This is a genomic window from Nitrospira sp. (assembly GCA_024760525.1).
Classification (GTDB): Bacteria; Nitrospirota; Nitrospiria; order Nitrospirales; family Nitrospiraceae; genus Nitrospira_D.
In genome coordinates this window covers 3999506-4023978 of sequence record CP060499.1, presented here as the reverse complement: position 1 = coordinate 4023978, position 24473 = coordinate 3999506, and the positions used below count along the sequence as shown (strand labels likewise).

At 55.9% G+C, this 24473-nt stretch carries 22 protein-coding genes and 1 tRNA gene; 20 read left to right on the top strand and 3 right to left on the bottom strand.

Going from position 1 to position 24473, the window contains the following annotated elements:
- The first annotated feature begins 73 nt into the window (after window positions 1-73).
- From H8K04_18845 to H8K04_18830, 4 genes are all read left to right on the top strand, one after another.
- Window positions 74-1381: a hypothetical protein gene (locus tag H8K04_18845; GenBank protein ID UVT15828.1), complete on the top strand. Its 1308-nt coding sequence runs from the start codon at window positions 74-76 to the stop codon at window positions 1379-1381.
- A gap of 148 nt (window positions 1382-1529) precedes the next feature.
- Entirely contained in the window at window positions 1530-2471 is a 942-nt protein-coding gene (locus tag H8K04_18840; protein ID UVT15827.1) for a MoxR family ATPase, read from the top strand.
- Between the two features lie 42 nt (window positions 2472-2513).
- A complete protein-coding gene (locus H8K04_18835) occupies window positions 2514-3632 on the top strand; it encodes a DUF58 domain-containing protein (GenBank protein UVT15826.1) in 1119 nt (372 codons plus the stop codon).
- Window positions 3622-5814 carry a DUF3488 domain-containing protein gene (locus H8K04_18830; GenBank protein ID UVT15825.1) on the top strand — a complete coding sequence of 731 codons (2193 nt, stop codon included), beginning with the start codon at window positions 3622-3624 and terminating at the stop codon, window positions 5812-5814. Before H8K04_18835 ends, H8K04_18830 begins: the two co-directional genes overlap by 11 nt.
- Before the next feature lie 263 nt (window positions 5815-6077).
- On the opposite strand, the gene H8K04_18825 is transcribed toward H8K04_18830, so the two are convergent.
- Window positions 6078-6152: transfer RNA gene (locus H8K04_18825), tRNA-Gly, on the bottom strand.
- A gap of 484 nt (window positions 6153-6636) precedes the next feature.
- Here H8K04_18825 and H8K04_18820 point away from each other — a divergent pair.
- The 4 genes from H8K04_18820 (at window position 6637) to H8K04_18805 (ending at window position 12510) form a co-directional block, all read left to right on the top strand.
- On the top strand, window positions 6637-10074 hold the full coding sequence (locus tag H8K04_18820) for a molybdopterin-dependent oxidoreductase (protein ID UVT15824.1): 3438 nt from the start codon (window positions 6637-6639) through the stop codon (window positions 10072-10074).
- 75 nt (window positions 10075-10149) lie between these two features.
- Entirely contained in the window at window positions 10150-11439 is a 1290-nt protein-coding gene (locus H8K04_18815) for a nitrate oxidoreductase subunit beta (GenBank protein UVT15823.1), read from the top strand.
- A gap of 299 nt (window positions 11440-11738) precedes the next feature.
- Window positions 11739-12068, top strand: a complete 330-nt coding sequence (locus H8K04_18810; GenBank protein ID UVT15822.1) for a hypothetical protein — start codon at window positions 11739-11741, stop codon at window positions 12066-12068.
- Window positions 12069-12141: 73 nt separating this feature from the next.
- Window positions 12142-12510, top strand: coding sequence for a hypothetical protein (locus H8K04_18805; GenBank protein UVT15821.1), 369 nt, complete (start codon window positions 12142-12144; stop codon window positions 12508-12510).
- Between the two features lie 672 nt (window positions 12511-13182).
- Here the strand turns inward: H8K04_18805 and H8K04_18800 are convergent.
- Entirely contained in the window at window positions 13183-13443 is a 261-nt protein-coding gene (locus tag H8K04_18800; protein UVT15820.1) for a Trm112 family protein, read from the bottom strand.
- A 136-nt stretch (window positions 13444-13579) separates the two neighbouring features.
- Between H8K04_18800 and H8K04_18795 the strand changes: the two genes are divergently transcribed.
- The 11 genes from H8K04_18795 to H8K04_18745 all read left to right on the top strand — a co-directional run bounded on the left by H8K04_18795 (window position 13580) and on the right by H8K04_18745 (window position 22820).
- Window positions 13580-14188: a DUF502 domain-containing protein gene (locus tag H8K04_18795; GenBank protein ID UVT15819.1), complete on the top strand. Its 609-nt coding sequence runs from the start codon at window positions 13580-13582 to the stop codon at window positions 14186-14188.
- 3 nt (window positions 14189-14191) lie between these two features.
- The gene (locus H8K04_18790; protein UVT15818.1) at window positions 14192-14710 is read left to right on the top strand and encodes a GNAT family N-acetyltransferase; all 519 of its coding nucleotides are present in this window, start codon (window positions 14192-14194) and stop codon (window positions 14708-14710) included.
- Window positions 14707-15093, top strand: coding sequence for a hypothetical protein (locus H8K04_18785; protein ID UVT15817.1), 387 nt, complete (start codon window positions 14707-14709; stop codon window positions 15091-15093). The genes H8K04_18790 and H8K04_18785 overlap by 4 nt, the downstream gene beginning before the upstream one ends.
- 494 nt (window positions 15094-15587) lie before the next feature.
- A complete protein-coding gene (locus tag H8K04_18780; GenBank protein ID UVT15816.1) occupies window positions 15588-16442 on the top strand; it encodes a TIGR00730 family Rossman fold protein in 855 nt (284 codons plus the stop codon).
- Window positions 16439-17836: an MBL fold metallo-hydrolase gene (locus H8K04_18775; protein ID UVT15815.1), complete on the top strand. Its 1398-nt coding sequence runs from the start codon at window positions 16439-16441 to the stop codon at window positions 17834-17836. Before H8K04_18780 ends, H8K04_18775 begins: the two co-directional genes overlap by 4 nt.
- Window positions 17837-17849: 13 nt before the next feature.
- Window positions 17850-19055, top strand: a complete 1206-nt coding sequence (locus H8K04_18770) for a P1 family peptidase (GenBank protein ID UVT18045.1) — start codon at window positions 17850-17852, stop codon at window positions 19053-19055.
- A gap of 97 nt (window positions 19056-19152) precedes the next feature.
- Window positions 19153-19380 (top strand): hypothetical protein, encoded by a 228-nt coding sequence (locus tag H8K04_18765; GenBank protein UVT15814.1) that lies wholly within the window; start codon window positions 19153-19155, stop codon window positions 19378-19380.
- 75 nt (window positions 19381-19455) lie between these two features.
- On the top strand, window positions 19456-20640 hold the full coding sequence (locus H8K04_18760) for an FIST C-terminal domain-containing protein (GenBank protein UVT15813.1): 1185 nt from the start codon (window positions 19456-19458) through the stop codon (window positions 20638-20640).
- 45 nt (window positions 20641-20685) lie between these two features.
- Window positions 20686-21120 carry an FKBP-type peptidyl-prolyl cis-trans isomerase gene (locus H8K04_18755; protein UVT15812.1) on the top strand — a complete coding sequence of 145 codons (435 nt, stop codon included), beginning with the start codon at window positions 20686-20688 and terminating at the stop codon, window positions 21118-21120.
- 7 nt (window positions 21121-21127) lie between these two features.
- Window positions 21128-22231 carry a glycine cleavage system aminomethyltransferase GcvT gene (gcvT, locus tag H8K04_18750; GenBank protein ID UVT15811.1) on the top strand — a complete coding sequence of 368 codons (1104 nt, stop codon included), beginning with the start codon at window positions 21128-21130 and terminating at the stop codon, window positions 22229-22231.
- Window positions 22232-22301: 70 nt separating this feature from the next.
- Window positions 22302-22820 (top strand): NUDIX hydrolase, encoded by a 519-nt coding sequence (locus tag H8K04_18745; protein ID UVT15810.1) that lies wholly within the window; start codon window positions 22302-22304, stop codon window positions 22818-22820.
- Window positions 22821-22971: 151 nt separating this feature from the next.
- Here the strand turns inward: H8K04_18745 and H8K04_18740 are convergent, their stop codons facing one another.
- On the bottom strand, window positions 22972-23184 hold the full coding sequence (locus H8K04_18740) for a hypothetical protein (GenBank protein UVT15809.1): 213 nt from the start codon (window positions 23182-23184) through the stop codon (window positions 22972-22974).
- A 420-nt stretch (window positions 23185-23604) separates the two neighbouring features.
- Here H8K04_18740 and H8K04_18735 point away from each other — a divergent pair, with 420 nt between their 5' ends.
- Complete coding sequence (locus H8K04_18735; protein ID UVT15808.1) at window positions 23605-24384, top strand: enoyl-ACP reductase; 780 nt, start codon at window positions 23605-23607, stop codon at window positions 24382-24384.
- The last annotated feature ends 89 nt before the right edge of the window (window positions 24385-24473 follow it).

Genomic DNA, 24473 nt, shown 5'->3' with positions numbered 1-24473 from the left:
TATTGTTTGAACGCTACTATGCTCTTGATGTAGTCTCGTTGAATCCCTGATACACAAAGCCGATCACTCTCCGATGAATCCCGACCCGCTCGCTGAATTCCGCCGTGTCGTGAGCCATCGCGCCCGCCGGTCTCCAAGACAATGGGACGCATCAAAGCAGCTGATTGAAAGGACCACTCTTCCTTCCACCCTTCTCCGGCTTCACCAGACCATTCGGGAAAGAGACCTTCCGGTTTTAGTGAAGAAATCCCTGCTGCGTCTTTTCGAATCGCAATCGGCACAATCCGTTCAGGACCTCGACGGAGAGGGTCTGAGATCCGTGACCGGTTTCCCCCCGGCCAAAGCGCTACGGTCGCTCAGTGTCTTTTTTGAACTCGTTCCGGAACCGGGAGCAAGATGGCCGCAGACTCGCCTATCAAATGCAGAGATCGAAGAAGCGATCCGCAATCTGAAGAATCCATTCGACCTCCTTCATCGCGCAGACGTGGCTTCTCTGTTGGATATCGGAGCCGGTGATCTCTCGTTCGCTGAAGAACTGGTTGATCTCTATGGGCCGGCGCTTATGCAGCAGAACCGAGAGTTTATTCTCCATTGCCTGGATCGACTCGATCCTCTTTCGAGGCTGGGTGGACCGCTCCATGCGAATCCGGAGAGGCTGCGGCGACTACAGCAGGAACCCGGGCTTTCGTTCTCCTTCTACAGTAACCAGAATATGTTCGAGCTTGGACAGCTGGATGAGCAGGAGTTGTTGGCACCTCGATATACCATTGCCACCTGTTGGGCTCCGGCCACGCCCACCTTTGCGTATGAACCGACGCGGCTCTCTCAGGCACTCATCAGGCAGGAATTGGAGCGGACCAAGGGCGTATTTCACCAGACACGCTTTGGAAAGGAGCCTGCCTTGGAAGTTCAACATGGTGATCGCGCCCTTCTTTTCCCTCCTTGGAAGTTCGAGATCGCCGGACCCGTCGCTCTCCTGAATCTGCTTGCCCGTCGTGGATCTGTTTGCGTGCTGGGCTCAGTGGATGCGCAAGTCTTCTGGGAACTCCTCGGGCAGCTTCTGGAGAATCCACACTATCGTCCACAGGACGAGCCATTTACCGCCGTCAATCTGCCGAAGATTTTCGGCAAGGTCTACGATGTGCTGGCCGCTCTGCCGGTCGGTGAATCGGTTGATCTCGCCGAGTTGGCGGCTCTTCGGCATCAACCTCCGACATCGACTCCATCTCGTTCACTGGACGGCTTGGATGGGACCTTCCGGTATGTCCGTATCAGCCGAGGCGCAACGTTTCCAGGCACTCCCGCGAGCAGTACCGCTCGGAAGTTTTCCTCTATGATCGAAGAAGTTCCCCCGTGGATGGTCACCCTTGTCCAGGCTTAGAGCGCTCATCGAACACCTCCGCCCAGCGCCAAGATCCTAGAGGCGCAAAAAACATGAATAATTGACCGTCTTTAGACCCTTTGTTAGACTTCGATTGTGTCCGATCACCAAGCAACTCTACAGCCACTTCCCACACGTTAGTCCCAAGATGAATTCAACGCAGACCATTCAGGCCATTCAGGAGAATATTGCCCGAGTTATCAAAGGGAAACCGCATGTCATCGAGATGAGCATCGTCGCCCTCCTGGCGCGAGGGCATCTCCTCATCGAAGATGTGCCGGGGGTTGGGAAAACCACGCTCGCTCATAGTCTCGCGCGATCGCTCGATTGCTCCTTCAAACGCATTCAATTCACGAGCGATCTGCTGCCGTCCGATATCGTGGGAGTCTCCATTTTCAACCGCCAGAAGCAAGCCTTTGAATTTATCCCGGGTCCGATTTTTGCCAATGTCGTACTGGCGGATGAGATCAATCGAACGACGCCCAAAACGCAGAGCAGTCTCTTGGAGGCGATGAGCGAAGCGCAGATCTCGTTCGACAACAAGACCTATCCCCTGAGCCAGCCGTTCATGGTCATCGCGACGCAGAATCCCGCTGAATACCATGGGACCTTTCCACTCCCCGAGTCACAGCTCGATCGGTTCTTGATGCGGCTTCGCATCGGCTACCCATCGCACGAAGAGGAAAAGAAGGTCCTTGATCGAGCGCAATCCCTCCACCCGGCTGAGGAGCTCCAACCGCTGATCACGGCACAGGATGTCCTTCTGCTCCAGGAGCAGGTCGATCGGGTGCTCATGGAGGAGAGCATCACGGACTACCTCCTGGCTGTTGTCCAGAGCACCAGGCAGTCGGACCTGCTGTCTTTGGGGGTGAGCACACGAGGAGCGTTGGCGCTGAGCCGGGCTGCTAAGGCATTGTCGCTCGTTCGCGGTCGGACCTATTGTGTGCCGGATGATGTCAAGGAGCTTGCCCCCATCGTGTTGTCTCACCGCATCATGGTTGCGCGCACGCAGAGTCTGCACCAACGAAGTTTTGAGCAGGCCGAGCGGATCATCCAGGATTTGGTCGAGTCGATTCCTGTTCCGGTCTAGGTCTCGCCTGAAGTCTGCCGGCCGGCGTGGAGCGAATGGCACATGCCTTTTCAATCTCCTTCCTTCGTTCGGCGGATGTTTCGCCACCGCTCAACACGCGTGACCTCAGTGGGCATTCAGTTCCTGATCTTCACCCTCGCCATTGGCGCGGCTGCCATAAATACGGGTAACAACCTCTTCTATCTTCTGCTGGCCATGATGCTGAGCCTCATTTTGGTCTCAGGAATCGTGGCGGAATACTGCCTCCGGCGGCTGGAATTCCACCGCCATCTTCCCGATCTGCTCTTTGTGAACGAGCCCGTCACAGCGACCCTGGTGGTGAAGAACCGCAAATCGAGGCTCCCCAGCTTTTCATTGAAGGTATTTGACGTCAGCGATGGTCGCGATCTGGATCGCGGGGTCGACGTTTCCCAACTTCCTCCAGGCGGCAGCCGCCTGTTGTCGTATCCCTTGATTGCCACGCGCCGCGGGAAGCTCCAATTGGAGGGCGTGCGCATCGCCACGGAGTTTCCCTTCGGACTCTTCATGAAAAAGGCCTTCTATCAAGTCGAAGGGACAGCCGTCGCCTGTCCGGAGATCAAACCGCTTGAAGACACTCTGTTACGAGGTCTTCACGTCACGGGGCAAGAGCAAAGCGTCTATCGACGAGGCCATGGCAACGATTTGTATAATCTACGGCTGTATCAGGCCGGGGATGACTCGCGAAGTATTCATTGGCCGACGACGGCACGGACCTCGCAATTGACGGTTCGAGAAACTGAGGCCGAAGACCAACGCCGAGCCGTCGTTCATTTGCCGACCATTGCTCCGGTCAGCCATGACGCCTTGTTTGAACGAGCAGTATCCCTGACCGCCTCCATCGTTCACTACCTGGCACATCGAGGCTATCTCTTCCAATTGCTTCTCGGGACATCGCGCTCTTCGTTTGGCCAGGGGGAAGCCCACTACTTCGAACTCCTGCGCATGCTCGCCCTCTGTGAACGACGCGCTCCAACTACACAGTTCGTACTATCTGAAGGACTGGGCGCCGACTGTCCAGAAGTCGAAGGGGGGACCCTGATTGTGGTGCGGTCATGGCGCGGACCAGAGGATGTCAAGGCAGAGGACCTTACCCTTCTGATCAACGGAGAAATGGTGGGTGGAGTTTCACATGTCCTTTGATCAGGCCCTTCGACTCACGTCGATTCTGCTGGCATCGGCGTCCTTCATAGGGTTGACGCTCGGAGCCGGTTTGCCTGGATGGCTGGCGGCGCTGGCCGGGGCTTCCCTGATCCTGGTGCTCTCGAGGAACTTAAGAGTTGGATCGATTGAAAATCTTGCAACGCGCACTCCCTTCTCGACCACCGGATGGAATCTGCTTGTGATCGTCGGCTTTCTTGGATTCTGGGTGGACATGTTGTGGGTTTCTGGTGAGCTCCTGCCCGCGGGAATTCACTTCCTCATGATCCTCATGATCATCAAGCTGTTCAACCTCAAGCTTCGTCGGGACTATCTGCATCTCTATGCCATCAGTCTTGTGGCAATCCTCGCATCTGGGTCTCTGACGACGGATCTCTGGTATCTCCCGATTTTCCTACTCTATCTTATTACCGGAGTTTGGACGCTCCTTCTGTTCCAGCTCACCAAACGATCCGAGGGAATGATGGGCTTCGGAATGTCGGACCAGATTCGGCAGGAACAACCGGAGTCTCTCTGTCGGGTCACTCCACAACTCTTCTGGTTTGCGAATGGATTGGCGCTGGCCACCTTTGGGATGACCTTGGTGATTTTCTTCACAATCCCGCGAGTCAGCGCGGGGTTTTATCAGAAAGGCTTCGGTGAGAACATTCGGACGTCAGGTTTCTCCGACACGGTGGACTTAGGAGCCATAGGACCCATCAAACGAGATCCCAGCGTTGTCATGCGGGTCGAATTGATCGATCGCTCGCCGCACGAAACGGACAGGCTGTACGTTCGAGGGGTCGCGTTTGATAGGTACGACGGTCAAAGATGGACGAACAAGCTGAATTATCGGAGAAACCTACACGAAGAGGCTGCAGGTACATTCGTTGTCCGAGGCAGCCGATCTTCTCTCCCGTCCCGCTTCGGGGAGGTCGTTCACCAGAAGATCCTCCTCGAACCGCTGGACACCCCGGTCCTCTTCGGAGCGCCTTTCATTGAGAGCGTCAACGGAAAGTTTCCGACCGTCCAGTCCGATCTCATCGGTTCAGTCTATCTGCCGTTTCCCAGTTCCTCACGGATCGAATACACGGTCGTTTCTCGATCCAATCCTGTGTTGCCGGTAGACCTGGGTTCCGAACCGGGTCAATACTCCGAATCATTTGCCCGACATTTCTTACAACTCCCCACCTATTCCGAGCGGATCGGTGCCTTGGCGCGAGACATCACGCAAACGCAACGTAGCCTCTATGAAAAAACCGCTGCAATTCAAACATACCTGACGCAGAACTATCGCTACAGTCTTGAGGCGCCCCTTGCGGAACAGGACCAACCTCTTGAGGAATTTCTCTTCTCCCGCAAGACCGGTTATTGCGAACACTATGCGACGGCCATGGTAATCATGCTCAGGACCATCGGAATACCCGCGCGCCTCGTGACGGGGTTCCTGGCTACGGAATGGAACGAGTATGGAAATTACTATTTGGTAAGGCAGCAGGACGCCCATGCGTGGGTCGAAGTGCATCTGCCCAATTCCGGGTGGATCATGATGGATCCGACCCCTTCGTTAATCGAAAACGTCGGCAGTGAGTACCCGGCGTGGCAAGCTGTGGGACGAATGATGGACAGCATTCGGCTCCACTGGAGCCGGTTTTTTGTGCAGTACAGCGCAGCGGATCAGCTTGCTGTTGTTCGAGAATTGAAAGCCGGAGGTACATCGGTCAGAAATAAGGCCTTCGATTCCATGACGGCACTCTTCAGCCCATTCATGAATCTAGCCAGGGGAATGACCGAATACGTGGTCAAGGGAACCATGCACCCTTCGGGGAAATTGCTGAGTTTCATACTGATTGGATTTGCAATTTTGTTGTGGTTCGGCATGAAGCGGCCATGGGTAAGTGGAAGGGCCCGGAAAAAGACAACGCGCGACGAGCAGGCCATCGTGCAGCTCTACAGACAAATGATCAAGCATCTCGCCGGGAAAGGCATTTCGAAGCCAACTACCATGGGACCCCTCGAATTTGTTCGAATTGCTCAAGCGAAATGGAGCGAAGCGGATTCAGCCGTCGCGCTTATTACAGAACTGTATTGCCGAACACGATTTGGTCGGGCACTGTTGACCACAGAAGAGCTGCGACGAGCGGAAAATAACCTTCGCCACCTAATAGCCTTACCAAAACCCTAAGAAACTGAGAACGCGACAACCTGTTCGCTCTTTTCCAAGTGCGAAGGTGCAAGGCTTGTGATGGGTTCAAATCCGGCGCGAAGTTGTAAGGGTGCTTGGAACGGGAAAAGGGATTTGAACCGCTCTCCGTCGTCAGCTCAACCCTGAAGCATGTCTCGCTGACTCCTGCAGAGGGGGCCAGCCCCCTCGCATGCTCCCCGCGAAGTGGGCACACCCCCCTCGGCACCCCTTGTCGAGGGTTCAAATCAATTGAACTTGGATGTTGGAGCGGGAAAAGGGATTTGAACCCTCGACCCTCGCCTTGGCAAGGCGATGCTCTACCACTGAGCTATTCCCGCTCGAGAGGCTTGAGGAGCGGAGTGTACTGGCCTCTCAGTACACTGTCAAGCGAGGAATCCAATGCGATCTGAATAAAAACAAGGGTTACCAATTCTACAATGTTACGTTCAGGTAACGCACCAAAACTGGTCGACACTCGAATCCATAAATACCTAATATTACAAACTATATTCGTATAGTCTGCTCTACGGCTCAGCCCTGCGCAGTCCAGCAGTGATACTATAACTACTCATCATGTCTTCCTGATGACCTAAAATTCAGAAAATAGAAAGTAAAAAGTAATCTATTATTTCAGTAACTTATGATTCCTTTCCAAAAGAATGACCGAGTCCATCGTGTGGTTTGAATATTGCGAACGCCCTTGATGAAATTCTTTGCACCTGATTTCTGGATACCCATTATAGGCTTGGCTAAAGAAAAGCTAAGTAAGCAAAGCGGAAGTGAGTCCCGTTCAAGCTCATAAATGTTGAGGAGGTAGCTACAATGTTCTTGTCACGTCGCCAATTTCTGAAGGTCTCCGTCGGCACGGTCGCCGCTGCCGCCGTGGCGGACAAGGTCCTGGCGTTGACCGCGCTCCAGCCGGTGATCGAGGTGGGCAATCCCCTGGGGGACTACCCGGACCGCTCTTGGGAGCGCGTCTATCATGACCAGTATCGGTATGATTCCTCCTTCACGTGGGTCTGCTCGCCCAACGATACGCACGCCTGTCGGATTCGGGCCTTTGTGCGCAACGGCGTGGTCATGCGCGTGGAGCAGAACTACGACCACCAAACCTATGAGGACTTGTACGGCAACCGGGGGACGTTCGCCCATAATCCCCGCATGTGTCTGAAAGGGTTTACCTTCCACCGGCGGGTCTACGGGCCCTATCGGCTGAAGGGCCCCTTGATGCGGAAGGGCTGGAAGCAGTGGATGGATGATGGCTCCCCGGAAGTCACCCCCGAAACCAAGCGGAAGTATAAGTTTGACAGTCGCTTCTTGGACGACATGCTGCGGGTCTCGTGGGATACCGCGTTTACCTATGCGGCCAAGGCCATGATTGTGATCGCCACCCGCTACAGTGGGGAAGCCGGGGCGCGGCGGCTGCGGGAGCAGGGGTATGCGCCGGAGATGATCGAAATGATGAAGGGCGCGGGCACGAGGTGCTTTAAGCATCGCGCTGGAATGCCGGTCCTTGGCATCATCGGCAAGATGGGTAACACCCGGATGAATGGCGGGATCAATGCCTTGCTCGATACCTGGATCCGCAAAGTCAGTCCTGATCAGGCACAGGGTGGTCGCTATTGGTCCAATTACACATGGCACGGGGATCAGAATCCTTCTCAGCCCTTCTGGTCCGGGGTTCAGGGGTCGGACATCGATCTTTCCGACATGCGTTTTTCAAAGCTGAACACGAGCTGGGGCAAGAACTTCGTCGAGAATAAAATGCCGGAAGCGCACTGGAAGTTGGAGTGTATCGAGCGCGGCGCCCGCGTGGTCGTCATCACACCAGAATACAATCCAACTGCCTATCGAGCGGACTATTGGATGCCCTTGCGTCCGGAGTCAGACGGTGCATTGTTTTTGGGCGCGATGAAAATCATTGTCGACGAAAACATGCATGACACCGATTTCTTAAAGCAATTTACAGACGCGCCTATCTTGGTGCGCACAGATACCCTGCAATACTTGGATCCGCGTGATGTGGTGGCGGACTATAAGTTCCCCGATTTTTCACACAGCTACTCGGGCCGCATTCAGTCCCTGAAGCCCGAACAAATTGAGCGACTCGGCGGAATGATGGTCTGGGATCTCAATAAGAAACAGGCTGTTCCTCTGCATCGAGAGCAAGTGGGGTGGCATTACATCAACAGCGGTATCGATGCCGCCCTCAACGGCACCTACCGGGTAAAGCTGCTCAACGGCCGTGAAATCGATGCGATGCCGGTCTGGCAGATGTACTTGGTCCACTTTCAAGACTACGACCTGGATACCACGCATCAGATCTGCCGCACTCCGAAGGATCTCATCGTACGCTGGGCACGGGATTCCGGTACGATCAAGCCCGCCGCGATTCACAACGGCGAAGGGGTCTGCCACTATTTCCACATGACGCCGAACGGGCGTGCGGCTGCGATGGTCCTCATCATTACGGGCAACGTCGGCAAGTTCGGCACGGGGCAGCATACCTGGGCCGGTAACTACAAAGCCGGTTGTTGGACTGCAACACCTTGGTCCGGTGCTGGTCTGTCAGTCCACACCGGCGAAGACCCCTTCAACATCACCTTGGACCCCAACGCCCATGGAAAAGAAATTAAGACAAAGTCCTACTATTACGGCGAGGAAGTTGGGTACTGGAACCATGGCGATACGGCCTTGATCGTCAATACGCCGAAGTACGGCCGCAAGGTGTTCACCGGCAAGACCCACATGCCGACACCAAGCAAGTTCCGTTGGGTGGTCAATGTCAATGTCTTGAACAACGCGAAGCACCATTACGACATGGTGCGCAACGTCGATCCGAACATCGAATGCCTCATCACGCAGGATATCGAGATGACGTCCGACGTCAATCACAACGATATCGCCTTTGCCTGCAATTCCTGGATGGAATTCACCTATCCGGAAATGACCATCACGGTCTCTAATCCGTGGGTCCAGATTTGGAAAGGCGGCATTCGTCCTTTGTACGATACTCGCAACGACCTGGACACCTTCGCAGGCGTTGCGGCGAAACTGTCGGAGATGACCGGCGACAAGCGTATGAAGGATTATTTCGCTATGGTCTACGCGAACCGCGTGGACGTCTATGCGCAACGAATGCTCGATGCCTCCAGCACCTTCTACGGCTATTCAGCGGACGTCATGCTGAAATCGGAAAAAGGGTGGATGGTCATGGTGCGCACCTACCCGCGGCATCCCTTCTGGGAAGAGACCAACGAGTCGAAGCCCATGTGGACCCGCAGCGGACGGTACGAGAACTATCGGATTGAACCAGAGTCTATTGAATACGGGGAGAATTTTATTTCCCACCGCGAAGGGCCGGAGGCAACGCCCTACCTGCCGAACGCCATCTTCACGACAAATCCCTACGTTCGGCCCGACGACTACGGCATTCCGATCACGGCACAACACCATGACGACAAAACCGTCCGGAACATCAAGTTGTCGTGGCATGAAATAATGCGTCACTCGAATCCTCTTTGGGAGAAGGGCTATCAGTTCTACTGTGTGACGCCGAAGACGCGCCACCGGGTGCACAGTCAGTGGTCGGTGAACGACTGGGTGCAGATTTACGAATCCAACTTCGGGGATCCGTACCGCATGGATAAACGGACGCCGGGGGTGGGCGAGCACCAGATCCACATCAACCCGCAAGCGGCGAAAGATCGCGGGATCAACGACGGCGACTATGTGTATGTCGACGGGAACCCCGTCGATCGCCCGTACCGTGGCTGGAAACCGAGCGACCCCTACTACAAAGTCGCCCGGTTGATGATTCGCGCGAAGTACAACCCATCGTATCCGTACCATGTCACGATGGCGAAGCATGCGCCCTATGTGTCGACTCCGAAATCGGTGAAGGGCCATGAAACCCGCCCGGACGGCCGGGCCATCGCGATCGATACGGGGTATCAGTCGAATTTCCGGTACGGTGCACAACAGTCCTTTACACGCAACTGGCTGATGCCGATACACCAAACCGACTCGCTCCCGGGCAAACATGCCATTGCCTGGAAGTTCAAATGGGGATATCAGGTCGACCACCATGCTATTAATACGGTTCCGAAGGAGTGCCTGATCCGCATCACCAAAGCGGAAGACGGCGGGATCGGGGCCCGAGGGCCGTGGGAGCCGGTGCGCACCGGCTTTACGCCGGGGCAAGAGAACGAGTTCATGATCAAGTGGCTCAAAGGCGAACACATCAAAATCAAGGTCTAACCGTCCGGCAGAGAGGGGCGAGGGGCCGCGTCCACGCGGCCCCGTCCCTCGGACCGAACGAAAAGGAGAGACGCAATGCCTGAAGTCTATAACTGGCAACTGGGGCGGAAGATGTTGTACCCGTACGAGGAACGACATCCGAAGTGGCAGTTTGCCTTTGTGTTCAACATCAACCGGTGTCTCGCGTGCCAGACCTGCAGCATGGCGGACAAGTCGACGTGGCTGTTCTCCAAGGGGCAGGAATACATGTGGTGGAACAACGTGGAGACCAAGCCCTACGGCGGGTACCCGCAGTTCTACGACGTGAAAATCACGCAGTTGATCGAACAGGTCAATCCGGGGGGCCAGGTGTGGAACGTGCGGGTGGGCCGCAAACACCATGCGCCCTATGGCGTGTTCGAAGGGATGACCATCTTCGATGCGGGGGCCAAAGTGGGCCAGGCCGCGATCGGGTACATACCGACCGACCAGGAATGGCGGTTCGTGAACATCTACGAAGACACCGCCACCTCCATGCGGGCCTTGGTCGAAGGGATCGACAAGACCGGCTTCTCCCGGGACGAACCGTGGAAAATGACGGGGAGCAGCCTGCCGGAGCACGAAACCTTCTTCTTCTACCTGCAGCGGATCTGTAACCACTGTACCTACCCGGGGTGCCTGGCGGCCTGCCCGCGCAAAGCGATCTACAAGCGGCCGGAGGACGGCATCGTGTTGATCGACCAGAACCGCTGCCGGGGGTACAAGAAATGTGTCGAGCAGTGTCCGTACAAGAAGCCGATGTACCGGGGGACGACCCGGGTCAGTGAAAAGTGCATTGCCTGCTATCCGCGGATCGAAGGCAAGGATCCGCTGACGGGCGGCGAGCCGATGGAAACACGCTGCATGGCGGCCTGCGTGGGCAAGATTCGCATGCAGAGCCTGGTGCGGATCGGGGAGGACGGCCTGTGGGCGGAGGATCGGTGGCACCCCCTGTACTACGCCATCCGGGTCGAGCAAGTGGCGCTCCCGCTCTATCCGCAATGGGGCACCGAGCCCAATGGCTTCTACATCCCGCCGCGGCACAGCCCGCGCGGGTATGCCCGGCAGATGTTCGGCCCCGGGGTGGACAATGCCATCGAGAAGTATCTGGTGCCGAGCCGGGAACTGTTGGCCGTGCTGCAGTTGTGGCGGGCGAGTCAGCAGATCGTCTTCCGCTATGACGTGATTCCCGGGCCGAAAGTCTTCGAGACGCAGATCCACGGCAAGCGGTTCGAGATGTACAACGATACGGTGTTGGGCTTCAACAAGTCGGGCAAGGAAGTCGCCCGCATTCAGGTCGAGGAGCCCATCTATATTCGCCCCGCCGAACGCGTCACCTGGCTCTAGGCCTGGCGCGCGGGGTCCACTCCCGTCGTCGTCGGGGGCGGGCAGGGTAGAGAGAAGGGCGGAGTCCCAACCAGGAACTCCGCCCTTCTCTTTTTATATCCATTCTTAAGATTATGTTTTAGTATCAGATGGCATAGTGCCTATCGTCTCTAGGGCTTATCAGAGCATCATCTATCTCTCCCATCCGTCTTTCGGCTCAGAAGATGCCACTTCTTCTGCGCACTTGACGAGATATATTCCCTCCAGTAGAGTTTTGGAAGGTCGTATTTTGAGCTCTACTACGAGGGAGCACGTTCAGCGTGATATCCGATCAGCAGCAATCAGTCCCCTTTGCTGCGCAGGCCATCCCATTTGACGAGTTCCTCGCCGCCGGCAAACTCCCAGATGGCTACCTCAACAGCGAATATGTCGCCCAGCAATTTGTCGAGCGACTTGTTCACTATATCCTGAGTGTCCCTGCCGGCAGCTATTCCATGGCCCAACTGAGCCAATTGCTCGAGCAACTCGATCCTCGCACTCAGGTCTTCTTTTTCAAACGATTGAAGGAAACCAGCCCAGACTGTCTCAAAGACTTCGCCTCCCTCTACTACGGATTCATGAACGAGTTTCATTCCCTCCTCTTCACATAAACAACAAAAATACTCCTTGTCGGCACGGCAATCTCATGTATAATTGCCCTTCATCCATAAGAGAAGGAGAATCATGAATCCATCGCTGCAAAGGGCCGTCACCAGTTTCTACAATTTGATTTATGAAGCACAAACCTTCGCTACCGCGATGGCGCGGATCGATACGGCTGAACAGGAACATTACGCGGGACGCATTGAAGGGCTAAACTGGGTTCTTGACCGTTGTCAGGAACTTGAAGAGATGGATGCGAATCTCACACCGTCCTCGCTTCAGCGTATCTTGGGTGAAGTGAAATCTGATTTGGAACACGAACTATCCGTTCAACGCAGAGAAAAAGGCCGCCGCGCGGACGGACGCGAAGAAGCCCTCAATTTCGTTGCCGACTATCTCTCCAGCCTGATTACCGCAACCGAGATCGAGTCTGCCAAGACGACCGTCTAATGGGTATGTGTTAAGCGGGGCTCCTCTGTCTCACACAAGAGATGCAGAGGCAAGGCCCCGTCTCACTTTCCCGACTATTCACAATTTCGTCGGTACCCCGCATGCCTTCGCCGAGCAATCCAGACCCGGTCCGCTACGAGATTACTACTTGACCCTACCGGCAGTTCATCAATAATATTGAAATATGTTACAACCTCCACGAAAACCAGGAATCCCCTGGACACCTGGCACTCGCCAGGCACCCAGAACTCGCCCGCGAAGCACCCCCGAAGATGCTCAAGGCCAATTCGGCTCTCTGAATGCTTCTCTGCTCTTCTGCCCCCGTTGCCGAGTGGCCACACCCACCAGAGAACGCTTACTCCTCGTGCTTCCCACAGGCAATCTTTATGAGTATCTCTGCATTCACTGCGGCACATCCACCGGCTCCAAAACGGAAGCGGCGGCGAAGACCGTTCAAATCGTCAGCCCTTAGATCAGAAAGTCCTACCCATTCCAGGTTTCGGTTCGGGCGCCGCGAGATGCACAACAGCAGCTCGACCATCTACAGCCCGGGGCGGTTAACCTCTGTGACCACCAACAGAAGGGAAACTGGAAGACCAGAAACCGAGAGCCTCATACCGGCGGTATTCTGAGCGTGAAGATCAGGAAGGCAGAAGGAAGAACTTCTCTGGATCACTGAAGTTGTTCAAGCGGAATACCTTCCTCGATCAGCATCACCGGGATGCTATCTCGTATCGGGTAAAGGATTTTCTGATCCGCACGAAGAAGACCCCCGTCGATGTGCCCAGTCATCGGCCTGTTCCCTCTATTTTTCACTTCCCCACGTGCAAGGGCCGCATTGATCTTTTCAATAAGGGAAGCCTCGGCGACACTCACCGGCTGTTTGGTCTCAGGGCAACAGAGAATCGCAAGGAGATCCGAATCAATACTCATGAGTCTTCAATCTTCCTGTCTCTAGGAAGGTGCTAGAATAGTCGATAGGAGTAGAGAGCGCAAGCCGTTCCGAAGAACTCCTCTTGATGGACTATTTCTGCTAGACTGAAGCGATTTACCGCAAAGGTGTTTCATCATGATCAAGGCCTTCTGGCGAACCTGCGTGACTGGACTCATTGTCTTACTCCCTGCCTGGGCTACCTTCTTGATCCTGTCAGCTCTTTTTACCACGCTCGATGGCCTGGTCGGTCGGTACATGTTGAATCCACTCCCCGGGCTTGGCTTGCTCCTTTTGGTTCTGTTACTTATTATTGCCGGGCTCATTGCGGATCATGTGATCGGGCATAATTTATTGGCGCGTTTGGAGCAACGCCTCGAGCAGATCCCGCTGGTGCAGAGCATCTACCTCACATTGAAGGGCATGACCGATGTGCTGAACTTCCGATCTCGATTTGGCCGCAGCAAGGTCGTTGCGTTTCCATTTCCTCGAGATGGCTGCTGGGCGCTAGGGTTTGTGATGGGCGCGGCTCCTCCCTCCATCCAGGTCGCGCCTTCGGACACTCTTTTCATGGTGTTCGTTCCAACCGCCATCCATCCCTTTACCGGATTTCTGGCTTTCATCCCGGAACAGGCGCTCGTCCCGATTAATCTTCCCCCTGAGGACGCCATGAAAATGGAATTTTCAGCAGGTTTCTATAAGCCGAAAAACGGCTGGCTCGGCACATCACAATCGATCTCCTCGTGATCAATGACTTCTGGCGGAATCCACATTAGGCCGGCCTGCCTGGACGATGTAGAGACCATTGTCCAGTACAATAGCGCGATGGCACTCGAAACAGAGCATCGCCGGCTCGATCTTTCCACACTTCGCTTGGGGACTCTTGCCTTCCTGGAGAATCCTGAGTATGGGTTTTATCTGGTTGCTGAGCTTCCGGAAGTAAGCGGCCACAAGCCGGTCGGTCAATTGATGATCACGTACGAGTGGAGTGACTGGCGCAACGGGCTCTTTTGGTGGATTCAGAGTGTCTATGTTGCACCGGACCGCCGCGGGCTGGGAGTATTTCGAGCCCTGCACGAGCATGTCGTGACCAGAGCCAAGGCCGATCCGCGAGTCTGCGGGATGCGATTGTACGTCGAACAGCAGAATCACAGGGCTCAATCTGTTTACCAACGGGTTGGATTGTTGCCGTCCGTTTATGCCGTCTATGAACAGGATTTTGTCCTTGGGCTTCCGTCCGTTACAGCAATGAACAAGGAGTTGCCATGAAACTCAGTCGCCACATTTTTGGGCTCTTGGTTCTTGTGTTTCTGTCTCAAGGCTGCGCCTTCAGTCGAGGCACCTTGGGTGACGATATCAAGCCCGATACCATCGCCGCCATTCATACAGGCGCCACCACGAAAGCCGAAGTGTTTCAATTGCTCGGGGCGCCCGATCGGCTGCTGCAGCTCAATGGACGAGACGTTTTTCAGTACTATCGATACGACGCCAAAGCAGGAAGTCTTCTGCTGATCCTCTTCAATTTCACCCGTCTTTCCATTAAAAGTGACGACTTGTTCGTGATCCTGAACCGGGATGGACTTGTCGAAGACGTCATATCATCAAAACGCACGGGAGGTATGGAGTTTCGGTTCTGGCCGTTCGGGGAATGACATGATCGGTGCGTGGAGTAGGAAGGTTACCCTCTTTTTCCTAGTCGTGATGGCCGGTTTGCCATGGCTGGGCTGTAACGTGGTCCGGGTCTCCCTGAATACCTCTCTTTCCCCGGAGGATGTTGCCTTCATTGTACCGGGGAAGACCACATTCGCCGAAGTTGTTGCCAGGTTGGGGGCACCCGACTCCCTTACCGATTCGGATACGGGCATTGTCGCAACATACCGATTTCTCGATCTGAAATACTCACGTGTCAATTTTGGTTATTTGGCGAGGCCTTGGACACCTGTGGATCCAGATTTGATTTTTTCACGCACGGGACTTGGCGTCGATGCGTTTCAAGTATTATGTGACCCTCAGTGGGTTGTGTCAGAGCGGGGATTCCAACGTCATCTCTACCGGCCTCCCCTTCATCCTTATCCCTTCCAACAATCAAGGCTGTCCATTCCCACCGAATTGCCGCCGTCCGGTGGCCCCGCTATAATGACGCGCCATGAGCCGGAGTACTTCGGATCATCCACATCCTCACAACAGTGACGGGCTGTCCTCTTCTTACATCCCGGCCGATAAGGACACTGAGTTTCTTCAACGGGATGAGCTGCGTTCCGTCCGGATCGGGCTTGAGTTGCTTAAACCCGAATTGATTCAACGGGAAGAAGGCATCAGGTCCACCATCGTCGTCTTCGGCAGCGCAAGGCTTCTCGATCCGGCTGCTGCAAGGCAGGCATTACAGGCAGCGGAAGCGGACGCGGCTGGTGCTCCGGACGATCCTGTCCGGCAACAGAAAGTTGCGATCGCCAAAAGGCAGCTCGAACTCGCGAAGTATTATGACATCGCCCGGGAATTTGGTCGGGTGGTATCGTCAACCTGCCAGATCGACGGCCGTTGCGACTACGTCATCGTGACCGGCGGTGGGCCAGGGATCATGGAGGCCGCCAACCGTGGGGCGGCGGATGTGAGCGCCAAATCCATCGGCTTCAACATTACCCTGCCCCACGAACAGCACCCCAACCCCTACGTCACGCCAAGGCTTAGTTTTCAATTTCGCTATTTCGCCATCAGAAAGATGCATTTCCTCATCCGGGCAAAAGCACTCGTCGCATTCCCCGGAGGATTCGGTACTCTTGATGAGTTATTCGAAACCCTCACGTTATTGCAGACCGGGAAAACGGAGAGTGTCCTGGTTGTCCTGGTCGGGCGGCACTTTTGGGAGCGTCTGATCAACTGGCAATGGCTCGTCGACAATGGATTGATCTCTCAAACAGACCTTCGCCTCTTTCATTATGCCGAGACGGCTCAGGAAGCCTGGGACCTGATCGCGCGCCATAGTGGAGTACCTACTGTATGAAGCTCTCATTCCACGGTGCAGCTCGTTCAGTCACTGGGAGCCGACATCTCTTGGAGATACCGGGCTTTCGGCTGTTATTGGATTGCGGGCTCTTTCAGGGACGCCGGGACGACGCGGTCCGGCGAAACCGCGACCTGGGTTTTGAGCCGAAGTCTGTCGGCGCCGTCTTGCTCTCGCATGCGCATATCGATCACTCAGGAACTTTGCCCGTTCTTCCCCGGCAGGGCTTTTCTGGGAAGGTCTACCTCACCAGAGCATCGGCCGATTTGGCCAATCTCATGCTCGAAGATTCGGCTCGTGTTCAAGAAAACGATTGCCGATACGTCAACAAACAGGAACGAAGGCGCGGGAACACCTGTGTTCGCCCGTTGTACGACGGGGAGGATGTCCGGAGGATTGTCAGAAGGTTTGAGGGCGTACGATACGGAGATCAGCTCAAGATCGGGCCACGCCTCACCGCTTCATTTCATGACGCCGGCCATATTCTTGGATCCGCCGCCGTCCGGATCAAGTATACGGCGCGAGGAAATAGCACGACGGTCTTGTTCAGCGGAGATCTGGGGAGATCCCACATGCCGATCCTGCGGGATCCCGAACCTCCGCCGCCCTGCGATGTCCTGATTCTCGAATCCACCTATGGCGACCGTTTACATGAACAAGTCGGTGAAGAGACGAAGAAGAAGGCGCAGGATCTCCTCGAGCATGCCCGGACGCACAAGAGTAAGATCATCGTGCCCGCTTTTGCGGTCGGGCGCACGCAGGAACTCGTCATGCGAATCAAAGAATTGGTCGGCGAAGGTCGGGTGGTCCCCGTTCCGATTTATATCGACTCGCCGCTGGCCGATAAGACCACGGAGGTTTTCAGGCGTCACCCTGATTGTTATGACGAAGAGACCCTTAAAACGTTCTCCGCCGGTGGTGACGTCTTCGCGTCCCGCTATATCCGTTTTATCTCCTCGCCTGAAGACAGCAAACGGCTCAATACGATGCGCGGCCCCTGCGTCATTATCTCCTCATCGGGGATGTGCGAAGGCGGGCGCATCATTCACCATCTCAAACACGCGATTCAGGACGAGGCCAACGTGATCGTGTTCGTGGGTTTTCAAGCAGAACACACACTGGGCCGCAAACTCGTCGAGGGCTGGGACGTCGTTCCGATCTTCGGCGTGCCGACCCCACGACGGGCACAGATCGTCAAGTTCAACGGCTTGTCGGCCCACGCGGACCGCAACGATCTGCTGGCTTACGTCCGAGCCATCGATCCGTGCCCCAGCACGATCTTCATTGTGCATGGGGAAGAAAAGCAGGCCCTCTCGTTGGGCGCCGCGATCCAAGCGGAGCATCCAAAGGTCGATGTGCGAATTCCCCATCAAGGCAGTACGCATGAAGTCTAATGCTCTATTGGCGATGTGGGCCGTCGGCGAACGACCGGCCCGGTTGCTGATTCTGTCCTGTGTGACTGCCCTGCTGTCAGGGTGCCTGTTCACCGCCGCAGCCGAGCCGGATCGACAGCGGCAACGTGCGCGCGATTTGGGGATCGTGGTCGGCCAATACCAGCCCGGCCCATTCAATGCGATTACCGACGTGGAGGGAGTCAAAGTCGGCCATACGACGTTGACACGAGGCGAAGGGCCATTAAGACCTGGAGACGGACCGGTAAGGACCGGCGTGACCGTGATCATTCCGCGCGAGGATGTCTGGCACAAAAAAGTTGCGGCCGGAGCCTTCGTGCTCAATGGAACAGGTGAAATGACCGGCCTCTCCTGGGTGGCGGAGTCGGGATTTCTCGAGTATCCGATCGCCCTGACGAACACGCTAAACGTCCCTCGAGTCGCCAACGGAGTGGTGAGCTGGATGATTCGTCACTATCCTGAGATTGGCATTACCGATGATACGCTGACGCCGGTCGTGGCGGAGTGCGACGACGGCCGACTCAACGACATCCAGGGGCGCCATGTCTCGGAACGGGATGTGATCGCTGCGTTGGACAGCGCGAGTAGCGGTCCGGTCAAAGAAGGTACAGTCGGCGCCGGCACCGGTATGGTGTCGTATGGGTTCAAAGGCGGTATCGGCACAGCGTCGAGAAAAGTATCCGACGAAGAAGGAGGCTATACGCTCGGGGTGCTCGTGAATGCGAACCACGGCCGGAAACCGGAATTGATAGTCGCCAACGTGCCGGTCGGAAAGCTCTATCAACAGCCGCCGCAGCTCTCCGAAGCACGTTCACCCGGTCAAAGCGAAGGGTCTATCATCATTGTGATCGCCACCGATGCGCCGTTGGACGGTAGACAACTTACGCGCCTTGCGAAACGCGCTGCGCTCGGTCTCGCCCGAACCGGCTCGACCGTTCGCCACGGGAGCGGTGATTTCATCTTGGCATTTTCCACCGCGAACGTGATCCCCCACTATCCCAAAGAGCCGGTCTTTACACTCACGCATCTGGCGGATACACACCTCAACCCCCTGATTGCTGCAACGGTAGAAGCGACGGAGGAAGCGATTTTGAACGCCCTGACGACGGCCACGACGGTGGTCGGGCGAGACGGTCATCGGGCCGATGCGATCGACCTCGATCGCCTCAACGCGCTCCTGTCTGGTGGGCGACCAAACTGATCGCAAGGACTCCTGCATACCTGTTGCGAAGCGAGCAACGCTTGCAAATGTGGCTCTTCCCTCGTTATCCTGCGGCACGTTAACCGGGAGGGATGGTATGAGCCAATACCAGATCGGGGGGGGGCTGCAGCTGCTGACGGCGGTGCAAAAGACCGAGGCATTTGGGGAATTCCTGAAAACGAGAATGCTCCATGCGCTTGAAACCGAGGACCCGACTGAACTGCATTACCTCCTGGCTCAAGTCGACGACTACCATTCGTACCTGTGGCGGTACTATAAGAAGCTGGCGCAGACCCGATCTCAGCGGATGGATCCGGGAGTCTGACTCGTAACACCTCGGAATCGTTCGTCGTCCCTTCTTCGTGCTGTTCATCGTTTTTCCTGGCAACGAGGCACGACCGTGCAGTTCGCTGTAGCCCTGTCGAAACAGTCAGAGACGGAAGCCGCCGCCCGTGAGGTGGCCGATGGTATTTGCGCACAGCTGAGCGGTACGGCGATCGACCTTGCCTGCCTGTTCTTCTCGGCACATCATGCCGAACACGCTGAACTTTTGGCGAGCGTGCTCACGCGAACCCTTCGCCCCAAATGGCTGATCGGGTGCAGCGGAGAGGGCGTCATTTCCGGTGCAGAAGAGTTAGAGACAACCCCGGCAATCACCGTTTGGGCGGCCGCGCTCCCTGACGTCGACATCCACCCGTTGCGATCATCGTTTTCACAGACACACGATCAGTTTCAACTCGCTGGATGGCCTCAGCCAGGGGCAGGGGATGACTCTTTCCTCCTGCTGGCAGATCCCTTCACCGCCCCGGTTCAAGAAATCCTTGGGCTGGTGGACGACCGGTATCCGGGAGCCAAGGCCGTTGGCGGGTTGGCCGGAGGTGGGCAGGAGGCCGGCATGAATCGGTTGGTCCTCAATGATCAAGTCTTTGAGGGCGGCCTGGTGGGGATCCGACTATCGGGGGCTGTGGATATTCGGCCTATCATCTCCCAAGGGTGTCGTCTGATCGGCGACCGGTTCGTCGTCACAAAGGCGGAACACAATCTGATTCACGAACTCGGAGGCGTGCCCGCACTGGAGCGGTTGCAGGCCGTCTTCGAATCGCTGACGGAAGAGGACCGCCGCCGCGCGCATCGGGCGCTCCATCTCGGCATTGTCATCGATGAACATCGGAACCGATTTGAGCGAGGAGATTTTCTCATTCGCAATCTGCTCGGGGCTGACCAAACCACGGGCGCTGTCGCGATCGGAGATGTGGTGCAAGAGGGGCAAACCGTGCAATTCCATCTTCGGGATGCGGAATCCGCCAGCGAAGATTTGAACTCTCTTCTGGCTGCCGACCGAGCCGGTCGTCGGCATCCCCCCCTGGGAGCGCTCATGTTCAGCTGTTGCGGTCGTGGTCGAGGACTCTTTGGCCGACCGAATCATGATGCCGCTGCACTGACCCAGCAACTGGGGCGAATTCCCGTTGCGGGGTTCTTTGCGCAAGGCGAGATTGGACCCATCGGTCACCGAAACTTCCTGCATGGGTACACCGCCGGTATGGCGCTTTTTGCAGAGCGCCACTCGTCGTCACGTCACAGTTGACCTGGTGATCTCTTCCGTGCCATAGAACACAAGAAGGAGAACGTGATGAAACGTCTGAGCAGAATAGCTATCTGTACACTGTCGGTTTTACTATCGACACTGGGAGGGGGAAACATTATGGCAGCAGGTGAGAACGCGCAAGAAGTCAGCACGCCGTCCGGGCTCAAATACGTCGACCAGGTGGTCGGCACCGGCGACGTGGCCGTCGCCGGCAAGAACGCGACGGTGCACTACACGGGCTGGTTGGAGAACGGCAAAAAATTCGACAGCTCGGTCGATCGTGGGCAGCCTTTCTCGTTTCCCCTTGGGGCAGGACGCGTCATCAAAGGCTGGGACGAAGGGGTGCAAGGAATGAAAGTGGGTGGGAAACGCAAATTGACCATTCCTTCCGACCTAGGATACGGGCCACGCGGTGCAGGCGGAGTGATCCCACCAAACGCCACGCTGATTTTTGACGTCGAATTGCTCGGAGTGCGGTGACATCGCCGTGCAACAGACCCCTCTCATCCTGCAGCATCGCGCTGCCGGCGCAAAGTTGGTCGACTTCGCCGGATGGGAAATGCCCATTCAATATACCGGCGTGGTGGATGAGTATCAAACCGTCCGCTGCAAAGCCGGCCTCTTTGATGTCAGCCATATGGGCCGAATTGTGGTCAGTGGGTCCGGGGCGGAGTCTTTCCTTCAGCGAATGACGACGAATGATCTCGCTACGCTGAAGCCCTTGTACGCGCAGTATTCGATGCTGTGCAACGAGCAGGGCGGCATCAAGGACGATATCTTCGTCTATCGGCTGGCTCGGGCGGGAGAATTTCTTCTCTGTGTCAACGCCTCAAACCGTGACAAGGTTCTCTCCTGGCTTCGTGAGCACAGTCAGGCATTCCCCGACTGCCACATCTCCGACCGTTCGGCGGAGATCGCTCAAATCGCCTTGCAGGGATCTGCGGCGCGATCGATCGTGGCCGCGCTCGGGTTGATCGAGCTGGATCACCTCAAACTCAGAGAATCAACCACGCTTCGGATCGGCGGCGTGGAGTGCCTGGTGGCCAGAACGGGCTATACAGGCGAGTTTGGCTACGAATTCTATGTGTACGGGCAAGCCTCCACCGTCTGGGAGAGATTGCTGGACACAGGCAAGCCGTTTGGTTTGAAACCGGCCGGGCTCGGTGCCCGCGATCTCCTTCGCCTCGAAATGGGATATCTGCTTTATGGCAACGATATCGACGAAGGAACGACGCCGATCGAAGCTGGGGCGGAATGGGCGGTGAACTTTGAGAAGGGGGAGTTCCTCGGAAAGACCGTGTTGACTGCACAACTGCAAGCGGGCGTATCCCGCCGATTCGTCGGTTTTGAATTGTTGGAAAAGGGCGTTCCCCGACATGGCTTCAAGATTCTCTCTTCATCACCGCCGCAGTCACCGATCGGCGAGGTGACCAGCGGTAATCTTTCCCCTCTTCTTCAGAAGGGGATCGGTTTGGGCTTTGTGTCTTCGGCATACATGAAACCCGGGACGGACGTCATGATCGACATCAGGGGGAAAATGGTTCCAGCGAGGATCGTGAAGCCGCCGTTCTATCGACGTCCTTCCAAGTAAGTGGGACACGCACCGTCAGTGGTCATCTGCCTGATGAAAAACGATGGTGAGCACCTGAGGAGACTATCGAATGGTCCGTAACATCTATACTGGAAAAGTCGTTACGTTGAACGTCGATACCGTACAGTTACCGAACGGGGTCACGGTGGATCTCGAAACCATTCGCCATCCGGGGGCTTCCGCGGTGGTTCCGGTAAAGGACGATGGGGCGGTGGTCTTGATTCGACAGTTCCGGCACGCTGCAGGAGGATTCATTTACGAGATTCCGGCCGGAAAACTTTCTCCCGGAGAAGATCCACTGAATTGTGCTTCACGAGAATTGGAAGAAGAAGTCGGCTATCGAGCGTCGTCGTTTGAGCTGCTTTCCAGTATCTTCACCGCGCCGGGATTTGCGGATGAAGTCATTCACGTCTACAAGGCCACCGGTCTTACAAAAGGACGGCAACAACTGGATCGAGATGAGGTGTTGGATGTCGTCGAAATGCCGCTGGATCAGGCGATTCGCATGATCCAGGATGGGACCATCAGAGATGGAAAGACGATCGTAGGTTTACAAGCGGTCTACATACGGAATGGCACAACTCGATAATTAACGATATCGGTGAAAAGAGTGTACCCCCTTCGCTGTCGGTGCGTGTATGCATGATCACGGAAGAAGATACGTCAGGATGGTTTGGGGGCACATCCACAGCGAGTAAAGTGGAGTACCCCCAGTCAGCTCGCCTCAGCAAACCAAAAGCTTACTTCCCCTTCTTCTCTTCCTTCTTGTCACTGAAGGTCTCAGCCTTGCCGCCCTTCTTCTCTTCTTTCTTGTCGCTGAAGGTCTCAGCCGCATAGATGCTCTCAACAACCTTGCCACCCTTCTTTTCCTCTTTCTTCTCACCGGCGAAAGATGGTGCGCTGAAGGTGACCGCAACCGCCACTGCCATGATTGTCATCAATATGCTCTTCATAAGTAGTTACCTCCCGTGAATGAGTTGTGTGCCGACCACTCGGCACCTAAGAGAGTGCTCAGCAAACATGGTGCCATGCTCTGCCGATCTCGACCGCGCCATCCTTGCGCTCAGTAATCAGCAGGTTTAGAACCTTGCCATCGTGCAGGGTTAGCGCTTTCTACACATCCTTGTGGCAGTATGGCATTACTCCCTACTAAACTGCCCCAGGTTACATTGGTTGATTCAAGCCATGCGTATCTCAGTTCACAGCGAGAACGAATCGTGCTATCTTCCCTTCCCGACTCCAGGGTGTGCCTCGCTACACCTCAGATCTATCCTCAGGTGGAAGGGGCGATTTGTGTGTGAGATGAGGAACCTGGTCGACATCTCATGCCGTCGACAATTGTCGTTGACCTTGAAAGAAGGAGAAGAGGACCAATGTTGCTGACGGGGAAAAAAGGACTCATCATCGGCGTGGCCAACAAACACAGCATCGCGTGGGCGATCGCGCAATCAACCGCCGGACAGGGGGCGCAACTTCTTTTCAATTATCAGAATGAACGACTGAAACAAAATGTGGAGGAGCTCGCTGCGACGTTGCCCGGCGCGAAAGCCTTTCCCTGCGATGTCAGTAATGATGGAGAAATTGCCTCGCTCATGCAACAGGTCCAGAAGGAAGTGGGGCAAATCGATTTTCTTGTCCACTCCCTGGCCTTCGCACCTCGTGAAGAATTGGCGGGTGAATTCGTGAATACCACGCGACAAGGGTTTGCGATGGCGCTCGACATCAGCGCCTATTCACTTGTGGCCGTCACACGAGCGGCATTACCGTTGATGCCTGCCGGAGGCTCGGTCGTCACATTGACGTATCTGGGCAGCGAGCGCGTGGTCCCTCATTACAATGTCATGGGTGTGGCAAAAGCTGCGCTTGAGTCGGCCGTGCGCTACCTGGCCCACGACATCGGCCCGCTGAATATTCGAGTGAATGCGATCTCCGCCGGGCCGATTAAGACACTGGCCGCGCGAGGTGTCTCAGGCATTACCAAAATGGTCGACCACCACAAGGTGGTGGCTCCGCTCCGGCGTCCCACAGAACAAGGTGAAGTCGGCGACACCGCCTTATTCTTGGTCAGTTCTTTGGGGCGAGGCATTACCGGCGAAGTGATCTATGTGGATGGAGGGTTTAATATCCTGGGCATGATAGCCTCGGGAGACTAGGCCATCTAGTGAGCACGACTTTTCAGTATCGGGACATCTTGTACAGCACAATTTAACCTGTTCGGCTGGGAGGTCGAAATTCTCCCTCA